The 16914-nt window shown below is 40.2% G+C and carries 14 protein-coding genes; 7 read left to right on the top strand and 7 right to left on the bottom strand.

Annotation, left to right across the window (positions count from 1 at the left end; all coding sequences use genetic code 11):
* Positions 1–4 precede the first annotated feature (4 nt).
* The gene (locus FRX97_RS08125) at positions 5–910 is read right to left on the bottom strand and encodes a tail fiber protein (protein WP_147014701.1); all 906 of its coding nucleotides are present in this window, start codon (positions 908–910) and stop codon (positions 5–7) included.
* A 303-nt stretch (positions 911–1213) separates the two neighbouring features.
* On the opposite strand from FRX97_RS08125, the gene FRX97_RS08130 reads away from it, so the two are divergent.
* Entirely contained in the window at positions 1214–2851 is a 1638-nt protein-coding gene (locus FRX97_RS08130) for an ABC transporter substrate-binding protein (RefSeq protein WP_147014702.1), read from the top strand.
* Positions 2852–2869: 18 nt separating this feature from the next.
* Here FRX97_RS08130 and FRX97_RS08135 read toward each other — a convergent pair whose 3' ends face one another.
* From FRX97_RS08135 to FRX97_RS08155, 5 genes are read right to left on the bottom strand one after another with little or no spacing between them, the layout of a single operon-like run.
* Positions 2870–3931 carry an endonuclease/exonuclease/phosphatase family protein gene (locus FRX97_RS08135; RefSeq protein ID WP_147014703.1) on the bottom strand — a complete coding sequence of 354 codons (1062 nt, stop codon included), beginning with the start codon at positions 3929–3931 and terminating at the stop codon, positions 2870–2872.
* Positions 3931–4854 carry a rhomboid family protein gene (locus FRX97_RS08140; protein ID WP_147014704.1) on the bottom strand — a complete coding sequence of 308 codons (924 nt, stop codon included), beginning with the start codon at positions 4852–4854 and terminating at the stop codon, positions 3931–3933. Before FRX97_RS08140 ends, FRX97_RS08135 begins: the two co-directional genes overlap by 1 nt.
* Position 4855: 1 nt before the next feature.
* Positions 4856–5635: a rhomboid family intramembrane serine protease gene (locus tag FRX97_RS08145; protein WP_147014705.1), complete on the bottom strand. Its 780-nt coding sequence runs from the start codon at positions 5633–5635 to the stop codon at positions 4856–4858.
* Positions 5635–7515 carry a DNA mismatch repair endonuclease MutL gene (gene mutL, locus FRX97_RS08150; RefSeq protein ID WP_147014706.1) on the bottom strand — a complete coding sequence of 627 codons (1881 nt, stop codon included), beginning with the start codon at positions 7513–7515 and terminating at the stop codon, positions 5635–5637. The genes FRX97_RS08145 and mutL overlap by 1 nt, the downstream gene beginning before the upstream one ends.
* Complete coding sequence (locus FRX97_RS08155; protein WP_147014707.1) at positions 7512–7823, bottom strand: hypothetical protein; 312 nt, start codon at positions 7821–7823, stop codon at positions 7512–7514. Before FRX97_RS08155 ends, mutL begins: the two co-directional genes overlap by 4 nt.
* Before the next feature lie 119 nt (positions 7824–7942).
* Between FRX97_RS08155 and FRX97_RS08160 the strand changes: the two genes are divergently transcribed.
* The 3 genes from FRX97_RS08160 to FRX97_RS08170 are packed head-to-tail and all read left to right on the top strand — an operon-like array spanning position 7943 to position 12657.
* Positions 7943–10954 (top strand): glycoside hydrolase family 3 N-terminal domain-containing protein, encoded by a 3012-nt coding sequence (locus FRX97_RS08160; protein WP_170227078.1) that lies wholly within the window; start codon positions 7943–7945, stop codon positions 10952–10954.
* Between the two features lie 6 nt (positions 10955–10960).
* The gene (gene bshA / locus FRX97_RS08165) at positions 10961–12103 is read left to right on the top strand and encodes an N-acetyl-alpha-D-glucosaminyl L-malate synthase BshA (RefSeq protein WP_147014709.1); all 1143 of its coding nucleotides are present in this window, start codon (positions 10961–10963) and stop codon (positions 12101–12103) included.
* Positions 12100–12657 carry a hypothetical protein gene (locus FRX97_RS08170; RefSeq protein ID WP_147014710.1) on the top strand — a complete coding sequence of 186 codons (558 nt, stop codon included), beginning with the start codon at positions 12100–12102 and terminating at the stop codon, positions 12655–12657. The genes bshA and FRX97_RS08170 overlap by 4 nt, the downstream gene beginning before the upstream one ends.
* Here the strand turns inward: FRX97_RS08170 and FRX97_RS08175 are convergent.
* Positions 12636–13616 carry a glycosyltransferase family 2 protein gene (locus tag FRX97_RS08175; RefSeq protein ID WP_170227079.1) on the bottom strand — a complete coding sequence of 327 codons (981 nt, stop codon included), beginning with the start codon at positions 13614–13616 and terminating at the stop codon, positions 12636–12638. The genes FRX97_RS08170 and FRX97_RS08175 overlap by 22 nt on opposite strands.
* 37 nt (positions 13617–13653) lie before the next feature.
* On the opposite strand from FRX97_RS08175, the gene FRX97_RS08180 reads away from it, so the two are divergent.
* From FRX97_RS08180 to FRX97_RS08190, 3 genes are read left to right on the top strand one after another with little or no spacing between them, the layout of a single operon-like run.
* A complete protein-coding gene (locus FRX97_RS08180) occupies positions 13654–14982 on the top strand; it encodes a serine hydrolase domain-containing protein (RefSeq protein ID WP_147014712.1) in 1329 nt (442 codons plus the stop codon).
* A complete protein-coding gene (locus FRX97_RS08185; RefSeq protein WP_147014713.1) occupies positions 14969–15646 on the top strand; it encodes an alpha/beta hydrolase family protein in 678 nt (225 codons plus the stop codon). The genes FRX97_RS08180 and FRX97_RS08185 overlap by 14 nt, the downstream gene beginning before the upstream one ends.
* Positions 15643–16842 (top strand): aspartyl protease family protein, encoded by a 1200-nt coding sequence (locus FRX97_RS08190; protein WP_147014714.1) that lies wholly within the window; start codon positions 15643–15645, stop codon positions 16840–16842. Before FRX97_RS08185 ends, FRX97_RS08190 begins: the two co-directional genes overlap by 4 nt.
* Positions 16843–16914: the final 72 nt, after the last annotated feature.

Genomic DNA, 16914 nt, shown 5'->3' on the forward strand with positions numbered 1-16914 from the left:
GAGATTAGTACTTGATAATGTAGGTTACGGCAGCATTGTGCGGACGGGCTTCTGCTCCACCAGAACTTTCGCAGTCTGCTATTGCCGTTGTTGAGTTCGTTACTTTAGACTTATTATATCCAACATTATCCTCGTCTGTGGCTCCTGAGCCTTTATTTCCTGGTACTGCTTCACTTCCTGCTCCTCCTGGAACTCCAAAGGCACCTTCAGAGTGAAATATGTCGGTAAAATTATGTGTATGTGGGCGAACAGTAACCTTATGATTATGACTTTTATTTTGGTCCCCGTATGCTTTTCCCAATTCTGGGATATTTGCTCCAGTTAAACCGGTAGACCCAGCTCCTGCTCCTCTTAAAAATCTCCCTCTTAAATCAGGGACTTTGAAGGTGCTTCCACCATTATTTCCCCAAGAAGAACCTATAATTCCTTCTAATCTGGGAAAGTCGGTTTTGTTATAAGTTTTTCCATCGCATAGAAGCCATCCTTTTGGTGCAACAGCACCAGAAAATGCAATGATGGTTCCCACGGGAACTCCGTTCTCTGCAGATCTGGCGTAGGGTACCGACTGTAATGGTCCGTTAAATATGGTCACTTGCGCTCCACTGTTTTTTTGAACCTGGACTTTTAATGACAATGCTTCGTAGGGGTTTTTGAAATCAAGCTTTCTGAAATCTGTAGGCTTAACCGTACCTATCACAGCATTAAAAACACCAAAAGCATCAGTAGTTAAACTATGTTCTTCCACAAAACTACCTATGGTAAAGGTTACAGTAACATTTTCGGTAGTAATTGCTTTTCCTTCGTTGTCTATGGCATAACCTTGAAAGTTAAACCCAGCTATGTTAATATCCTGGGCAAATCCAGATATTGTAATTAGGCATGTAGCCAAAAAGGTGTAAAGTGATTTCATAGTTTTTGGAGTTGATTGTTGATTTGATTTTGCTTTTAAGTCTTTGCTCTATATTTACCCCAAGCCATAGGATTTAAAGGGCTTGAGATCTTTAAGGTTGATTTGTTAATTTATTTTAAGCACGTGCAAAGAACTCCTAGTCATTTTTTAACCCCAAAATTTTGTTGTGAATAGCTAAAAAATGTTTTAAACGGATGCTATGTGACGAAAATAAATCAATAAGGATTGGTTGGGTGTGTTTTTAATGGTTTTATATTGTTTTGAGAGTATTATTATTGACTAAAAGAGTATTAAAAGTTTTTTGTGAAAAATATTTCTATTAAAAAATACTTTATCGTAAACCCAATCATATTTTGTCTGGGAATTGTTGCTGCAACTGCTATTTCCTGTCAAAATGAAATGCAGGAAAAGGAGGGGGCGGTCTTTCGCTACAATGAGCCTGGTGGTATTAGCTCCCTGGATCCTGCCTATTCCAGAAATCTCGAAAATATTTGGGCGGTTAATCAAATATTTGATGGTTTAGTTGCCCTCGATAGCAACCTAAAACCACAGCCTCTAATGGCTGCCTCCTGGTCAATGAACGATAAAAAGGATAGGTATTCCTTTAAGCTGCGATCGGGAGTTTTTTTTCACGAGGATGCTTGCTTCAAGCAAGGAACAAGAGCAGTTAACGCAAGCGATGTTGTCTATTCATTTAATCGCATTGCAGATGCTAAAACAGCTTCACCAGGAAGGTGGGTGCTGGATTTGGTTGCAAGGAATGAGGATGAAAGTCTTAATATCACGGTTCATAGTTCCGATTCTTTAACCCTTTATTTAAAGCAGTCGGCACCTCAGTTTCTTTCCTTGCTCGCCATGCAATACTGTACCATAGTGCCCAAAGAAGCTATTGATTATTATGGTGAGGACTTTAGGTCGCATCCCGTTGGAACTGGCCCTTTTAAAATATTTATCTGGGAAGAAGGGAATAAGCTGGTATTGCATAAAAATCCTCGCTATTACTTGAAAGACGCAAATGGTAATTCTCTGCCCTACCTTGATGCAATCGCGGTGTCTTTTATAAAAGATCAAAGTGCAGCATTGATGGCAATGCAAAGGGGCGATTTCGATTTTATGTCTGGGTTGGATGCGGCTTCTAAACACCGAGTACTGACTCCAAAAGGGGAGTTGGCTCCAGAATTTGCTGAGGATTTTAACGCCATAAAAACGCCCTTTCTTAAAACCGATTATTTAGGTTTTCGCTTGGGCTTGGATAGCGTTTTGGATAATCCTCAAGTGCGTCGGGCATTATCCATGGCTATTAACCGAGAAGATTTAGTTGCCTTTGTGCTTAATGGACTGGGTACTGCAGCAAAAACCGGCTTTGTCCCACCGGTACTTTGGTCCCAATCTTTTAATGCCGAAGAACTGTCCTATCAGCCAGAGAAGGCTAAAGCCATTGTGGAGTCTCTTCCCCAATTAAAAAAGCATCCAATAGTTATTTCTACTCCTGCCATGGCAATGGAGGTATGCGAATTCGTTCAAAAAGCCTGGTCCAATATCGGATTAAACGTAAGTATTGAGGTGTTGCCATCTTCGCATCATAGAGAACAAGTTTCAGGAGGGCAAATTGCCTTGTTCAGAAAAAGTTGGATAGCCGATTACCCCGATCCTGAAAATTTCCTTAGCCTATTTCGTTCCGATTTAATTATTCCAAAAGGGCCCAATTACTTCTTTTACAATAACCCTGAGTTTGATGTACTTTATGAGCTATCAAATATTGCAACGGGAGAGGAGAGGGAGCAACTGCTTTGGGATATGCAAAGGATAGTTAATCAGGAATTGCCATTGATTCCCCTTTTTCACGATGACATTTTCCAATTGAAAAGGAAAGAGGTAAAGCACCTTAAAACAGACGCCATGAATGTTTTGGATTTAACTAGGGTGCAAATAGTGAATTAAATCACCCCCTTAAGGATATTATTGCTGTACCCCAAAGCGCACAACAACAGGGTAGTGGTCTGATTTAATTTCGCGAATGGTGTGGTAGCGAAGTGCTTCTAATTTTTCATTGTGGAAGAGGTAATCTATCCTAAAACCTGGCAATTGACCTACATAGGTTTTTCCTTCCCCGCTTCCAGCTTCGGTGTATGAATCGTATAGTATATCGGTTATTTGCTGGTAGGCGTAAGAATGTGGAGTATCGTTTAAATCGCCTCCGCAAATAATATAGGTCCGATCTAAATCGCCTTTAAGCTCGGTTATAAGTTGTGAAACTTGTGTGGATCTTGTTTTTAACCCGTTTCTAATTTTATAAAATGCTCCTTTAAACTGTTCCTCCTTACTTTGACTTTGCTTATTTAATTCGCTTAGCTGATAAGAAGCTAGGTGGAAATTTAGTAGGGTAATGGGCTTGTTATTCCAGTTTAATTTCGATTCTAAAATTCCATTTACCCCATTTTTGCTAAAACGTTGTTGTCTCGAAAGTTGAAGGGGGTATTTCGAAAAAGTATATAACCCGTTTGCCTTTCCTCCACCGCTCTTATCAAAGCTATTGTAGTAGGGTAAATTGCATACTTCGTTTATACGTTGAATAATGGTTTTGAGCTGTTCTTCGCTAGATGCATAAAACTCTTGAAAGAAAACCACATCAGGGTTTTCAACCTTTACTAGTCTTAGTATATCCTCAAATACGCCATCGTCGTCTATCCATTTATAGCGATTAAATGATCGGACGTTGTAAGTGAGTACTGTAATTTGGTTTTCCGTGAGGGCAGGAGTAGGGTCGGATTTAAATCGGTAAAACTCGTTTATTTTAAAAAATCCCGGTACCAGAGCGATTAATAAGATCCATTTCGCTTTAAGCTGAGAGGAAACCAAAATGATGATAAAGAGAATACCTGCCAAGAACAAGTAGGGAAATGCAAGTCCAAGTAAGGCGATAGGCCACGAGGTAGTTGGATTTACTTGAGGAGCAAAGTAGGCAATCAAATAGATTGCCGTAAACAAAATTATACCAGTGTTACCTAGTTTTTTAACCATTACTCTTTACTGGCGTTAAATAAAAAGTCTTTTTCCTCAGGCGTCAGGTTTTCGTAACCCGATTTGGAAATTTTGTCTAGAATAGCGTCTATTCTAGCTTGCTTGTCGGCCGAATTGGTGGTTGTTTTATTAGTAGTCTGGCTTTTTGGGGTTCTTGTTTTGTCGGCTTTTTTATTGCGATGAACAACCTTTACCTTAGGCTGGCGCACAAACAGTCCCCTTACCAAATTAATGAACAGGTAAAAGTATTTTGCGATATCCTTACCTTGGGTTAGTTGTTTGGCATATACAAATCCAAAGATTGCGCCTCCTAAATGGGCAATATGGCCTCCCATATTGGCACTGCCCCTTAAAGCTAATAAGTCTACCAGAACATAAAATCCAGCAATGTATTTAAGGGGTATTTGGCCAATTAACATCAGCCGAATGGGGTAATTGGGCACATAAGTGGCTGTTGCCAACATTACAGCCATTACTGAAGCCGAAGCACCTATTATAGGGCTTCTTCCTCCCTGAAAAACGGGAAGCAGGTTAAAGGCAATTAGGTAAAGTAATAAACCCGATAATCCACCCATTATGTATAGTGGAAGCACCCGTTTTTCCCCTAGCAAATCCATAAAAATGCTACCGATGTAGTAGAATATTAGCATGTTTACTAGAATATGCCATTGGTCTTCGTGGGTAAACATGTAGGTGATAAAAGTCCATGGTCTTTTTAAGTTAAGCAGCACATCGGAATTGGCGCTTAGGTACTCAACCAAAAACAATTGCTTTACACCGCCTCCTGCAGTATACCAGTCAAATCCACCTAAAAAGGCGATGATACCAATGACATTTATGGCAATAAATATTCCTGCATTTATTATCAGCAGTTTTATTAAGGTGTTGCCATTTTTAAATTGATATTTCAGTTGATCGAACATGCTAGTAAAAATTCTGTCTATCCTTCTGCCAATATTTAATTAGGATAAAACCAAAAATCATTCCTCCAAGATGGGCAAAGTGAGCTACGTTATCTCCAGGTTTGTTCATTACACCTGAAAATAACTCTATCAACCCATATCCGATTACAAAATACTTCGCTTTTATAGGGAAGGGGAAGAAAAGTAAGTAAAGCTCAGAGTTGGGGAATAACATTCCGAAACCCAGAAGCAATCCAAATACAGCACCCGAGGCACCCACGGTGGGGTAGTTATATTTACCAAAATACCCTCTGGCGGCGTCGATTACAGAAGGGTCATTAGATGGAATGCTTAGGTTGCGCACTCCGTCGCGAATTTGTGCTAGGAAATCTGATGATAACCCGGCGTTAAGTAATTCGTCTTTTAAAGAAAGGGCTTCCCAGTAGCTAACTCCAAGGTGAATAAGTGCGGCACCAAATCCACAGGTTAAATAGAAAATTAAAAAGCGCTTTGGGCCCCAAGATCTCTCCAAAACAGTCCCAAAAAGAAAAAGGGCGTACATGTTAAAGAAGATGTGCATTAATCCTCCATGTAGAAACATGTGGGTAATAAGCTGGTACGGAGCAAAATTTGCCCCATTAGGCAAGTACAATCCAAATTTGTAGTTCAGCCATGAAAGTCCTGGTCCCGCATTGCCAAAAACAACACTGGCAAAGTAAACGAGGGCATTTATGATAATCAGGTTGATTACAACGGTGCGTGTATTTATTCCACCTCCAAATCCGCCTCCAAAGTTGTTCATCAATTAAATAGTTTGTCTATGTCGTTGGTACTCATTGTTACGGAGCAAGCCTTACCATTTGGGGCTTGTTGTGGGTTTTTACAACTAAATAAATCCCCTACCAGCGCTTGCATTTCGGTAAAACTTAATTGGCGACCTGTTTTTATGGAACCACAAGCTGCCAATCCGTATGCCAGTTTCTCCTGAAAATTGTAATTCGCGTTTAACTTCGGCATTTTTAATAATTCTATAAACTCCTCCATAAAGGCAGAGAGCTTACTCATTTCCAATCCTTCGGGCACCGCATTAATCACAATTTCATCTTCGGAAAATTGCTCAAACTGAAGTCCCATTTTTTCGAGATCTTCCTTAGAATCCATTAGCAATTGGTAATCAGATGGATTGATCTTTATACGTTCCGGAAACAGTTGTTGCTGGCTGCCACTCCGTCCACTTGCAAGTTTAGTTAAATAGCGTTCAAATAGTACCCGTTGGTGAGCTCTTTGTTGGTGGATGAGTATAAATCCGCTTTTAATTTTTGTTAAGATGAATTTCTGTCCAATTTGAACAAACTCTTCCTTGTCCCTATCCGGCGATTCACCCAAAGAGGCTTCATACAGATCCTTGCGCGAATTATCTTGCTCCTTAGATTCCTTCTCTGTCCATTCTATTGGGGCAGTTGGTCTTACGGCTTCTTCTTTTTTCCAGTCTACATTAAACTCACGCTCTATATCATACAGCTCCTTTAGTTTTTCTGGTGCTTTGGTGGTAGTTCGTTCGCTATTGCTAAAGCTTTCCCGTTTAAAAGGGTTGTAATTAGGGTTTACCTTAATTTGAGGTATGGCAATTTTGTCTCCTTTATTTACAGGGGTTATAGGAACTTCGCCCTGGTCGAAATCAATGGATGGTTTTACATTAAAGATCCCCAATGACTTTTTAACACTTGCCTGGATCAATTGGTATAATGCACGCTCATCCTGAAATTTAATTTCGGTTTTTGTTGGGTGTATGTTTACATCAATTCTATTGGGTTCTACCTCCATCATTAAGAAGTAGGAGGGGAAGGAACCCGAATCAATCAAATCTCCATAAGCCTGAACGATGGCGTGATTAAAGTAATTTGATTTTATAAATCGACGATTTACAAATAAGTACTGTTCGCCTCTAGTTTTTCTGCAAAATTGTGCCTTACCCGTAAACCCAGAAAGGTTAAGCATTAAGCTTTCCTCTTCAACGGGTACTAGCCTTTCGTTATAGTTTTTCCCAAAAATTCCGACCACTCTTTGGCGTAGGTTACCGGCGGGTAAATCGAAAATGACTTGTTTGTTATGCTCTAGCTTAAATTTTATTTCTGGATGGGGCAATGCAACCCGGATAAACTCCTCACTTATATGTTTAAACTCAACGGCGTCACTTTTTAAGAAATTACGGCGCGCAGGAGTGTTGTAGAATAGGTTTTTTACTGCAAAAGAACTTCCGTTGGAACAAGTGCAGGCTTCTTGCAAGGTAAATTCGGAGCCTTCGATTATCAATCGGGTGCCAACTGCGTCTTGTTTGGGTTTTGTTTTAAGCTCCACCTGCGCAATTGCTGCTATAGAGGCCAAGGCTTCACCTCTAAATCCTTTGGTGTGCAGGTTAAATAGGTCGTCTGCATTCTTTATTTTGGACGTTGCATGGCGTTCAAATGCCATACGGGCATCGCCTTCGGACATTCCACATCCATTATCGCTAACTTGAATAAGACTTTTTCCAGAGTCCTTTACGAGGAGTTTTATTTCGGTTGCACCAGAGTCAATGGCATTTTCCATTAATTCCTTTACAACAGATGCAGGTCTTTGAACTACTTCACCTGCGGCAATTTGGTTGGCAATGGAGTCGGGTAGGAGCCTAATTATGTTCATAAAATCCCTCCACTTTCATTCCATAACCAAAATAGGATAATAAGCAGCCCTATCAATATCATCGTAATTCGGATATTACTTTTTTTGGCGCTTTTGCGGTATGAAATATGTGAGCGATGTCTACGCTCTAGTCTATTGAAAAGATCTTTTTCACTGGTATCCAGCTTTCCCTCTGCAACTAGCTCTCTCTTAATTTGAGCTCTTCGCTTTGCAATGCGTTCCTTTTGCTCGTCGTAATAACGAGGTTTGAAATGAAAGGATTTTGGGCCTTTCGACTTAAATAATCCTGGGATTTTTGGTGCTTCCATTGGTAAACAAAGGTAATCTATCTATTACTATAACGAAACCCACAATTTATTGTGCAATTTATTGTTCAAATGAAAAGAATTAAAGGTCTTAAGATTGTACCTTGGCAGGCCCAATGACCATGAAGAGAATTAAATTTTTCCACCCACTTTTTTTGTTGTTTGCCTTTTTAACCGCCCAAGCGGTAAACGAAGGTCAAAATTCTAACCATTACCGTGAAGCTAGTTTATTTCGATTTGCGAATGCAACCAATAAGGAGCCTGGTTTTGCGAGGATACAATCCGAGCACTGGGCAAAAAAGGTGTTAGATACTTTAACTGTCCGTGAAAAGATTGGGCAGTTGTTTATGGTCGCGGCTTATAGCAACAGAGGGCCTGAGCACGAAGCCGAGCTGAAAATGCAAATTGAAAAGTACGGAATTGGAGGATTAATTTTTTTCCAAGGTGGCCCCGGTAGGCAATTAAACATGCATAAACGCCTATCTAAATCGTCAAAATTACCGCTATTAATAGGGATAGATGCAGAATGGGGGTTAAATATGCGTCTGGATAGTACCTACGGTATTCAGAGAAATATGGTGCTCGGTGCAACCCAAAACCCAATTTTAGCCCAGGAGGCAGGTGCTGCTATCGGTGCCCAGTGCCGTGCTTTAGATATAGACATAAATTTTGCTCCTGTATGCGATGTTAATAGTAATGCTGCCAATCCTGTAATAAACAGCAGATCTTTTGGGGAAGACAGATTTTGGGTGGCAAAATTAAGTGGTGCCTTTGCCCGCGGTATGGAAAGCTCAGGTGTAATGGCTTGCGCCAAGCATTTTCCGGGGCATGGAGATACCGACAGCGATTCGCATAAAACATTACCTACTGTTGGCCATGGCTTGGCCAGATTAGACTCTATAGAGCTCTATCCATTCAAATATTTATTTAAAGCAGGTGTTTCTTCGGTAATGGTGGCGCATTTAAATGTTCCAGCCATGGAACCTTCTGGACTCCCGTCTACCCTTAGTTCTAAAATTGTACATGGGTGGTTAAAAGATAGCCTCAACTACAAAGGGTTAATCTTTACCGATGCACTAAATATGAAGGGTGTTGCAGATGCATACCCAGCGGGAATTACCGACCTTAAAGCGTTGCAAGCTGGAGCCGATGTCTTGCTATTTCCGTTGGATGTCCCCAAAGCGATAGCGGAAATTGAAGCGGCCATTTTGCGCGGTGATATTCCTATGGATCGCCTTGATGAAGCCTGTTTAAAAATTCTTAAGGCTAAGCAACACCAAATGGAACAGGCTTTTGTAGATACTCCATCCATGGAGGAGATAAAGTCTCCTAAGTCCATGGAAAGTCTAAGGACTAAAATTGCTGAAGCGAGTATTACGCTACTTAAAAACGAGGCAAATTTACCCATAGATCCGCTGGACAAGGATGTAGCAGTTATTGGGGTAGGAAGAGGTACCAAACCCTTCCTAAATGTTGTGGAAGACTTAAGTGCCATTCCCACTGGCTTTGCGGAAAATCCATACAGTAACAAACCACTGATTGCTAAGCTTAGTAAAAGAGAACGGGTAGTATTGGTAATGGATGGAAGCCAGTACAAAGGAAAATCGAATTATGGACTTGGGCCCGCCGAGCTGGGCTTAATTTCGGAATTGGCACCAAAAACTAAGCTGATTCTAGTGTGGATGGGTAACCCATACGCCCTTACAGAAATGCCTGAAAACTTATTGGGAGAATTAAAGGGTTTGGTTTTGGGTTATCAGGATATCAAAGAGCAACACCTTGCGGCAGCAAAGGCCTTGTTGGGGGTAATTCCTTTTAAAGGAAAACTTCCAGTAACGCTTAATAAGCAATTTGTAGCCGACAAAGGTGAGACTACATCTAAAGAAACCGGATTTATAGAAACCTTTCCAGAAAAAGTGGGTATGGATGGGATTAAGCTTCAAGAGATAGATGCTTATATCCAAAAACAGATAAAAGATAAAGCCACTCCAGGCTGTAGAATAGTGGTTTTGCGCAAGGGTAAAATGGTTTACAACAAGAGTTTTGGACACTATACCTACGCTAACAATCAGCCCGTAAATCGATTTTCTATATACGATTTGGCGTCCCTTACCAAGGTTCTTTCCACTGGATTGGCGGTGATGAAACTCCACGAAGAAGGGGTTTTGGATATTGGAAAGACCTTAGGGGATTATCTCGCTTGGATTCCTCGAGACAGCCCTTATGCGAAACTGGTATTAAGTGATGTAATGTTGCATCAGGCGGGGTTACAAGGCTGGATCCCCTACTTTCAAGATTATATAGACCCAACACCGGAGAGGGCGAGTTTGGTAAATCAAAACGCTTCTTCAAAACACCCTGTGCAAGTGGCAAAAGACTACTTTGTAGTAAGTGAAATGAGGGATTCAATTTTTGCCCGAATTTTAAGGGAGCCATTGAGGAAAAAAACGGATTACCTGTACAGCGATCTGGGTTTTTATTTCCTTAAAGAAATTGTTGAAACCATTACGGGAAAGCCACTGAACGTATATGTAGCAGAGACCTTTTATCAGCCCATGGGACTTAAAAGCATGACCTACTTGCCCAGAGAGAAATTCTCAGAGGAATCAATAGTTCCAACCGAATATGATGCGCTGTGGCGCAAGCAATTGGTGCATGGTTTTGTACACGATCAAGGAGCTGCTTTACTAGGTGGAGTGGGAGGTCATGCTGGTTTATTTGGAAGCGCCGAAGATGTAGCAGCAATTATGCAGATGTTGCTGGATGGGGGGAGTTTTAACGGTCAACAATTTTTAAAATCATCAACAGTTGAATTCTTTACTGCTGCCAGAGCAAAGAATCCAGATGATAATAGAAGAGGGTTAATTTTTGATAAACCCGTGCGCGATGGAGGACCAGGCCCTACCTTTGACGGCATAAGCTTTAATAGCTTCGGTCACTCTGGGTTTACCGGTACCCTTGCATGGGCAGATCCCGATGAGGAAATTGTTTATGTCTTTTTGAGTAACAGAATATATCCAAGTGCCGAAAACAAGAAATTAATTCGAAACAATGTGCGGTCTACGATACAGGAAATGATTTACGAAGCGATCATCGACTCGAAAAACGAAATGGCTGCCCAACCAAAACCCTAAGGGGAAATGAATATTGGAATTGTTTGTTATCCAACATTTGGAGGTAGCGGGGTAGTAGCCACCGAACTTGGTAAAGCCCTCGCCAGGCAAGGACATAAAGTCCATTTTATTACCTATGCACAGCCCGTTCGGTTAGTGGGTAGTCTCAGAAAAAATATATTTTATCACGAAGTAAGCGTAAGCGATTATCCACTTTTTGAATATCAACCCTATGAGTTGGTTTTAACCAGTAAAATGGTAGATGTTGCTTTACACGAAAACCTGGATGTGCTTCATGTGCATTATGCTATTCCACATGCGTCGGCGGCTATTATGGCTAGGGAAATTCTAAAGGAAAAGGGAAAATATGTCCCCATTGTAACCACCCTTCACGGTACGGATATAACCTTGGTTGGAAAAGACGAAAGTTTTGAACCGGTAATTACGCATGCAATCAATAAATCGGATGCCGTTACTTCTGTGTCAGAGAGCCTAAAACAGGATACCTATAAATACTTCGGAGTGACCAACGAAATAAAGGTGATTCCCAATTTTATCTGTCCAGAAAATTTAGAGAGTAGAAGAGAAGAGATTGAGGGAATACGTAGTAACTATGCGAGAGCAGAGGAGCGTATCCTTATTCATATTTCCAATTTTAGAGCGGTTAAGCGAGTAGAGGACGTAGTAAAAGTGTTTGCCAAGGTGCAGCAAAGAGTGCCCGCCAAACTCATTTTTGTGGGCGATGGCCCCGATCGCATCAAGGCAGAAGCAAAATGCCGCGAATTGGGCGTTTGCGATAAAGTGTTTTTTCTTGGAAGACTTAAAAATCCGACAGAAGCCCTTTTTATGAGTGACCTATTTTTGTTAACCTCAGAAACAGAGAGTTTTGGTTTGGCAGCCTTGGAGGCTATGGCGATAGGAGTGCCCGTGGTGAGTTCCAATACAGGTGGAATACCCGAAGTAAATAAACACGGAGTCTCTGGGCTTTTATCCGAAGTTGGAGATATTGAAGATATGGCGAAAAATGCCATAAGTATTTTAAAAACCGATGAGGCTTTGGCTGCTTATAAACAGGGAGCTAAAGAACAGAGTGAATTGTTTAATCTTAAGAAAATCCTGCCAGAATACGAGCATTTGTACTCGCAATTGTTGGTAAAAAATCCATCATGAAGTTTATAGGAAATCGAATTTCTCACCAGAAAAAAGAGGGCATCTTTTCGGTGGTTATTGCTGCCGGTGTCGAAAAAGCCTACGAACGTATTTTGTTGATGTGGTTGCTACTCTGGACCCTCTCGGGAGTATATTTTATAACTCAACTTTTTGCAGATCATAGCCAAGAACTAAAGCTTTACATTGGGATTTTACTAAGCTTTTGGTTGTACTACGAAATTCGGGTGGGACGTGTATATTTTTGGCGGAAAGCAGGATATGAATCTATAAAGTTTGTAGAAGATAAGGTACTTATAAGTCAGGTTATTTTAGGTAGATCCAAACCCAAAACGTACTTCGTTCAAAATATCGATCAGTTTAAAGCCGATATGCCTAAAGAAACCAATGTGTTGGAGTTTTTAAATAATTCCTTTTGGGTTATGGGGCGACCCTATATTTCTTTCCAGCACCAGGGCGATACAATTAGTTTTGGTCGACAATTAACAGAATCGGAAAGAAAGGCCTTGGTAATGCTTTTAAATAAAGAATTGGCCTACAGTAAGAAAAAATCGTAGTTGTTCTTTAGGCCCATTGCCTCAAAAAAATCTATGCTCTTTTTAAGATTGTTGTTGGATCCTATTACCGATAAAATCTTTGTTTTTTTCGTGAGTTGAGATTGCAGCTGATCTACCGCCTTATTGGGATTATTTATTGGGGTGTATACAATTTGTTGCTCCTTCAAATTGTGTTCCAGTAGCTTTGCTTTAGGACCCTTTCCCCACACAATTACATTTGCATTTTGCAAGGCGCCCGTTTCTTGCAATACCTTTATTTTTAATCGGAAAAATGAATCGATGTCGTAAGCCGTGGAGGTTTTGGATGTACGTCGATTATGGTCCCTCCAGTAATGGGTTATCGTATCCAGACCTTTAAAAGCTGCACCAGCCCTCCACCAGTTTAAAAGTAAATGATAATCTTCTGGAAGCTGCAGGGATTCGAAATGGCTATGATTGCGGAAAAAATTGGTGTGCATGATCCATGAGCAGGCTGGAAGCGTACATTCTCGGAAAATGAATTTTTCGAATTCATCATGTAAACATACCTGGTTAAGCCAGTTTTCATATTTCTGGTAACCGTCAGAAATAGGATCTGAACTAAAATATTTAACCCGTCCGCTTATAATGTAGTTTTCGGGTAGCTTTTCAATTGCTTGGAGTAGAGACTCTAGTTTGTTTTTTGGCATTAAATCATCGCCATCCATCCTAGAAATAAACTTGCATTTTACTTGTTTGGATGCCAAGTGAAGAGCGCTAATAACCCCTTTCCCATTGTTTTTTAGTAGGGTAAAACGCTCGTCGTTGACACAATGCTGTTGAGCAATTTTAAAACTCCCATCTGTGGAGTGATCATCTACCATAAAAACCTTGAAATGGGGAAAGCGTTGCTCCGAAATGCTAGTTAAGCAATCTTGCAAATACAATTCCTCATTTTTAAATGGCAGGATAATGCCTATATCATTCTGGTCTTTGTTCAATGCAATACCTTAATTTTGTGGTCACCAATACCCGATTATGAAAAAGTTTTTTTTCCTCCTAACCACCCTCTTAATATCCTTTTGTTCCATTGCTCAGGAACACCAATTAAATAGTTACTTAAACAAATTGTACAGTGCCGACAAAATAATGGCCTCTGTTTCTGTAGCAAAGAATGGAAAAATAAATTTTGAAAAGGCATACGGAACCCTGAGTTACAAAACTAAAGAAGCTCAACAGGTAAACGAATACACCAAATATCGCGTGGGTTCTGTTACCAAAATGTTTACGGCGGTGCTTGTTATGCAACTAGTAGAAGAGGGGAAACTAAGCCTTGAAACCAAGCTTTCTAAGTTCTATAAAGACATTCCAAATTCCAATAAGATCAGTATCAGGCAAATGCTTAATCACCACAGTGGAATTTCAGATTTCACAAAAAGAGGTGATTATTTAGTAACTAGATTCGATGAAACTACTCGGTCTGAAATGCTAGCGCGTTTGTCTCAATCTACTCCTGCATTTAAACCGGGAGAAAAAGCAGAATACAGCAACTCCAATTTCGTGTTGTTGGGGTATATAATCGAAGATTTAACGGGAATGGATTATCCATTGGCGGTTCAACGTAAAATAACCGAGCGCATAGGTTTAAATGATACTTATTATGGAATGGATGCAACTCCGGAGCGCAACGAGGCAACTTCTTTTTCGCTATCAACCGATGGTTGGAAAAAGCTCCCAGAAACACATTTAAGCATTCCTGGAGCTGCAGGGGGAATGGTTTCTACCGCATCAGATTTGGCCATTTTTATACATGCGCTTTTTAGTGGACAGTTAATGTCTGATGCCTCCTTAGAACAAATGATAAAGCTCGAGGATGGTTTTGGCTTGGGTATTTTTCAATACCAAACCGCTAACGAAATACTTTACGGTCACTCAGGCGGAATCGATGGGTTTGGATCTATACTACTTTACCACCCAAAAACAAGAACATCTGTTGCGGTTTGTGCAAATGGGGTGAATACCAATTTGAAAGATGTGGGGTATAACTTTTTCAAGATCACTCAGGGGCTTGGATTCGAAATGCCGGAATTAAATCAGGTGAAAATTGCCAAGGATAAATTGGTGTTGTACACGGGCCAGTTTTATTCTCCTGAATTGGGCAAATTCTTAAATATAGATCACATCGATCAAACTTTAATGGCCCGTTTAGATGGTCAAAGTGCTTTTCCATTAAACCCTAAAAAGGAAACTCAGTTTACCTACGATCTTTACGAGGTGCAAATAGATTACGACGAGTTAGACGGTAATTTTTACAATAAAGTTACTCTTACTCAAGGTACTAACGTAGTGGTATTTGAGCGACAATAAAGAACTAAAAATAATAGCCTTTCCCGGGCTGGGAACCGATTACCGGGTTTTTCAATATTTGAATTGTAAGGCAGATTGGGTTCACGTTCCCTGGAAAATACCTCGTAAAAAAGATGATTTACTTTCTTACGCTAGGTATTTAATCGAGGACATAGATCTCGGAGATCATTATGCTTTTGTAGGAGTCTCTTTCGGAGGAATGATAGCTAGCGCTTTAAGTCGAGTGCTATCGCCTGCCTTTACCTGCATTATCGCGTCGGTAAAGTCCGATAATGAAATTCCCAAATGGTTTAGAACCTGCGCTAAATTACCAGTTTGGTTTCTGCCTTCACCAGTATTTAAACCTCGGTTTTTTATCGTGAAAAAATTTCTGGGTATAGGAAATACGAAGCATCAAGAGGCTTTTCGATCATTTTATGCCAATAGTCCAGCGCTATTTTTAAAACGATCCATGAAAATTATAACCAATGGGCAGTTTTATGGCAAGCCCAATGGACCACTAGTTCACATTCATGGAACTCGGGATATCATCTTTCCGATTGAAAAAATTGAAGAACCAGTAAAAAAGGTTGATGGAACTCATTTCATTGTTGTTACCCGAGCTAAGTATATTAGTGGTATTATTAACACGGAAATTGAACGAGTAGAAAATCAACCCAAATGAAACTTAATTCCATTCCAAGTAAATTATTGATTCTCTTGGTGTTAATGGGGTTTTTGCAATCTTGCGCGCCAAAAACTTCTAGCATTTTAAATCAGGGAGGAGAGTTTACCTATTCATTTTATCAAGAAATTCCAATTCTAAGAGACGGTAATGCCATCTTGCTTTCGGCCGTGGTGAACGGGGTGGAAGGTAAGTATCTATTGGATGTTGGGTCACCAACGGTTATTAGCGAATCATTGTTTTATAAACTTAACGAGAACATTATCGGGGAGACCAAGTTAGGATCAGGATCTGAGCAAATTAGTTCTGCTATTGTCTGTGAGGTAGATTACTTTAGGTTTGGAGAGTTGGCTTTCGAAAAGATTCCAGCGGTAGTTGTAAGCGACAACAATCCATATTTAAGTTGCTACGGGGCAGACGGAATTATTGGTAGTAATTTATTAAGAAATGCTGTTGTTCATATAGATAAAGCCCATGGCGCGGTTATAATTTCAGACGATGTAAACCACTTTGAGCAAAACCTAGATGCCGATATTGAAATTGAACTGGACCTAGCATCTAGTGCCCCAGAATGTTTCTTATCTATCAATAATTTGGCTAGACAGCGCGTGGAGCTAAGTTCCCTCGAGCCTGGGTTTTTAACGGTAACCAATAATCATATAGAAACTTTAAAAAAGTATGATATCATAAGCTTTTATGAAAAAGCCTACGGTTATTTCCCTACTCAAAACTTATTCGGACCATACAGACCACAAGGGTTAACAAGAACAAGGCTTTCTAATGTGGGGCTCGGGACACTGAGTTTCGAGGGAGTAATCGCTTATGGAAAAGGCAATGTAAAAGTTGCAAAATTGGGTACCGATCTTTTTGATCATGCCATAGTTACTATAGATTATAAGCACAAAAGATTATATGTAAAGCCAGTTGAGGGGAAATTAAAAATCAATCTCAATCAGAAGTTGTGGCCAGTATCATCGGCATATTACGACGGTAGTTTGAGAGTAACTGGGATATGGAAAGATGAATTTATGAAGTTAAAGGAAACTTCAATTTTAGGTAGAGGAGAAAAGGAAATTTCGTCTGGCTTTTGCGAGAATCTTAAGTCTAAACTTTTAGCTCCCTCCGGAGAAAGTATGGAATTGGTTACGCGTTCTCCAGAGGGGGATTTCCGCAGGACTAGAATTTACGCTTATTAGGAAGTTTGCGGTGATTTAGGTCAGTTTCTTACAAGCCTAGAAAATTACTTTGTTGTTTTAGATAATAACTCA

The organism is Luteibaculum oceani (genome assembly GCF_007995015.1).
Taxonomy (GTDB): Bacteria; Bacteroidota; Bacteroidia; order Flavobacteriales_D; family Luteibaculaceae; genus Luteibaculum; species Luteibaculum oceani.

Excerpts from the sequence above, each read along its gene's own strand:
- FRX97_RS08180 (WP_147014712.1), top strand. The coding sequence starts at position 13,654 with ATGAAAAAGTTTTTTTTCCTCCTAACCACCCTCTTAATATCCTTTTGT.
- FRX97_RS08135 (WP_147014703.1), bottom strand. The coding sequence starts at position 3,931 with ATGGTTAAAAAACTAGGTAACACTGGTATAATTTTGTTTACGGCAATC.
- FRX97_RS08170 (WP_147014710.1), top strand. The coding sequence starts at position 12,100 with ATGAAGTTTATAGGAAATCGAATTTCTCACCAGAAAAAAGAGGGCATC.
- bshA (WP_147014709.1), top strand. The coding sequence starts at position 10,961 with ATGAATATTGGAATTGTTTGTTATCCAACATTTGGAGGTAGCGGGGTA.
- FRX97_RS08125 (WP_147014701.1), bottom strand. The coding sequence starts at position 910 with ATGAAATCACTTTACACCTTTTTGGCTACATGCCTAATTACAATATCT.
- FRX97_RS08140 (WP_147014704.1), bottom strand. The coding sequence starts at position 4,854 with ATGTTCGATCAACTGAAATATCAATTTAAAAATGGCAACACCTTAATA.
- FRX97_RS08190 (WP_147014714.1), top strand. The coding sequence starts at position 15,643 with ATGAAACTTAATTCCATTCCAAGTAAATTATTGATTCTCTTGGTGTTA.
- FRX97_RS08145 (WP_147014705.1), bottom strand. The coding sequence starts at position 5,635 with ATGAACAACTTTGGAGGCGGATTTGGAGGTGGAATAAATACACGCACC.
- mutL (WP_147014706.1), bottom strand. The coding sequence starts at position 7,515 with ATGAACATAATTAGGCTCCTACCCGACTCCATTGCCAACCAAATTGCC.
- FRX97_RS08155 (WP_147014707.1), bottom strand. The coding sequence starts at position 7,823 with ATGGAAGCACCAAAAATCCCAGGATTATTTAAGTCGAAAGGCCCAAAA.
- FRX97_RS08160 (WP_170227078.1), top strand. The coding sequence starts at position 7,943 with ATGAAGAGAATTAAATTTTTCCACCCACTTTTTTTGTTGTTTGCCTTT.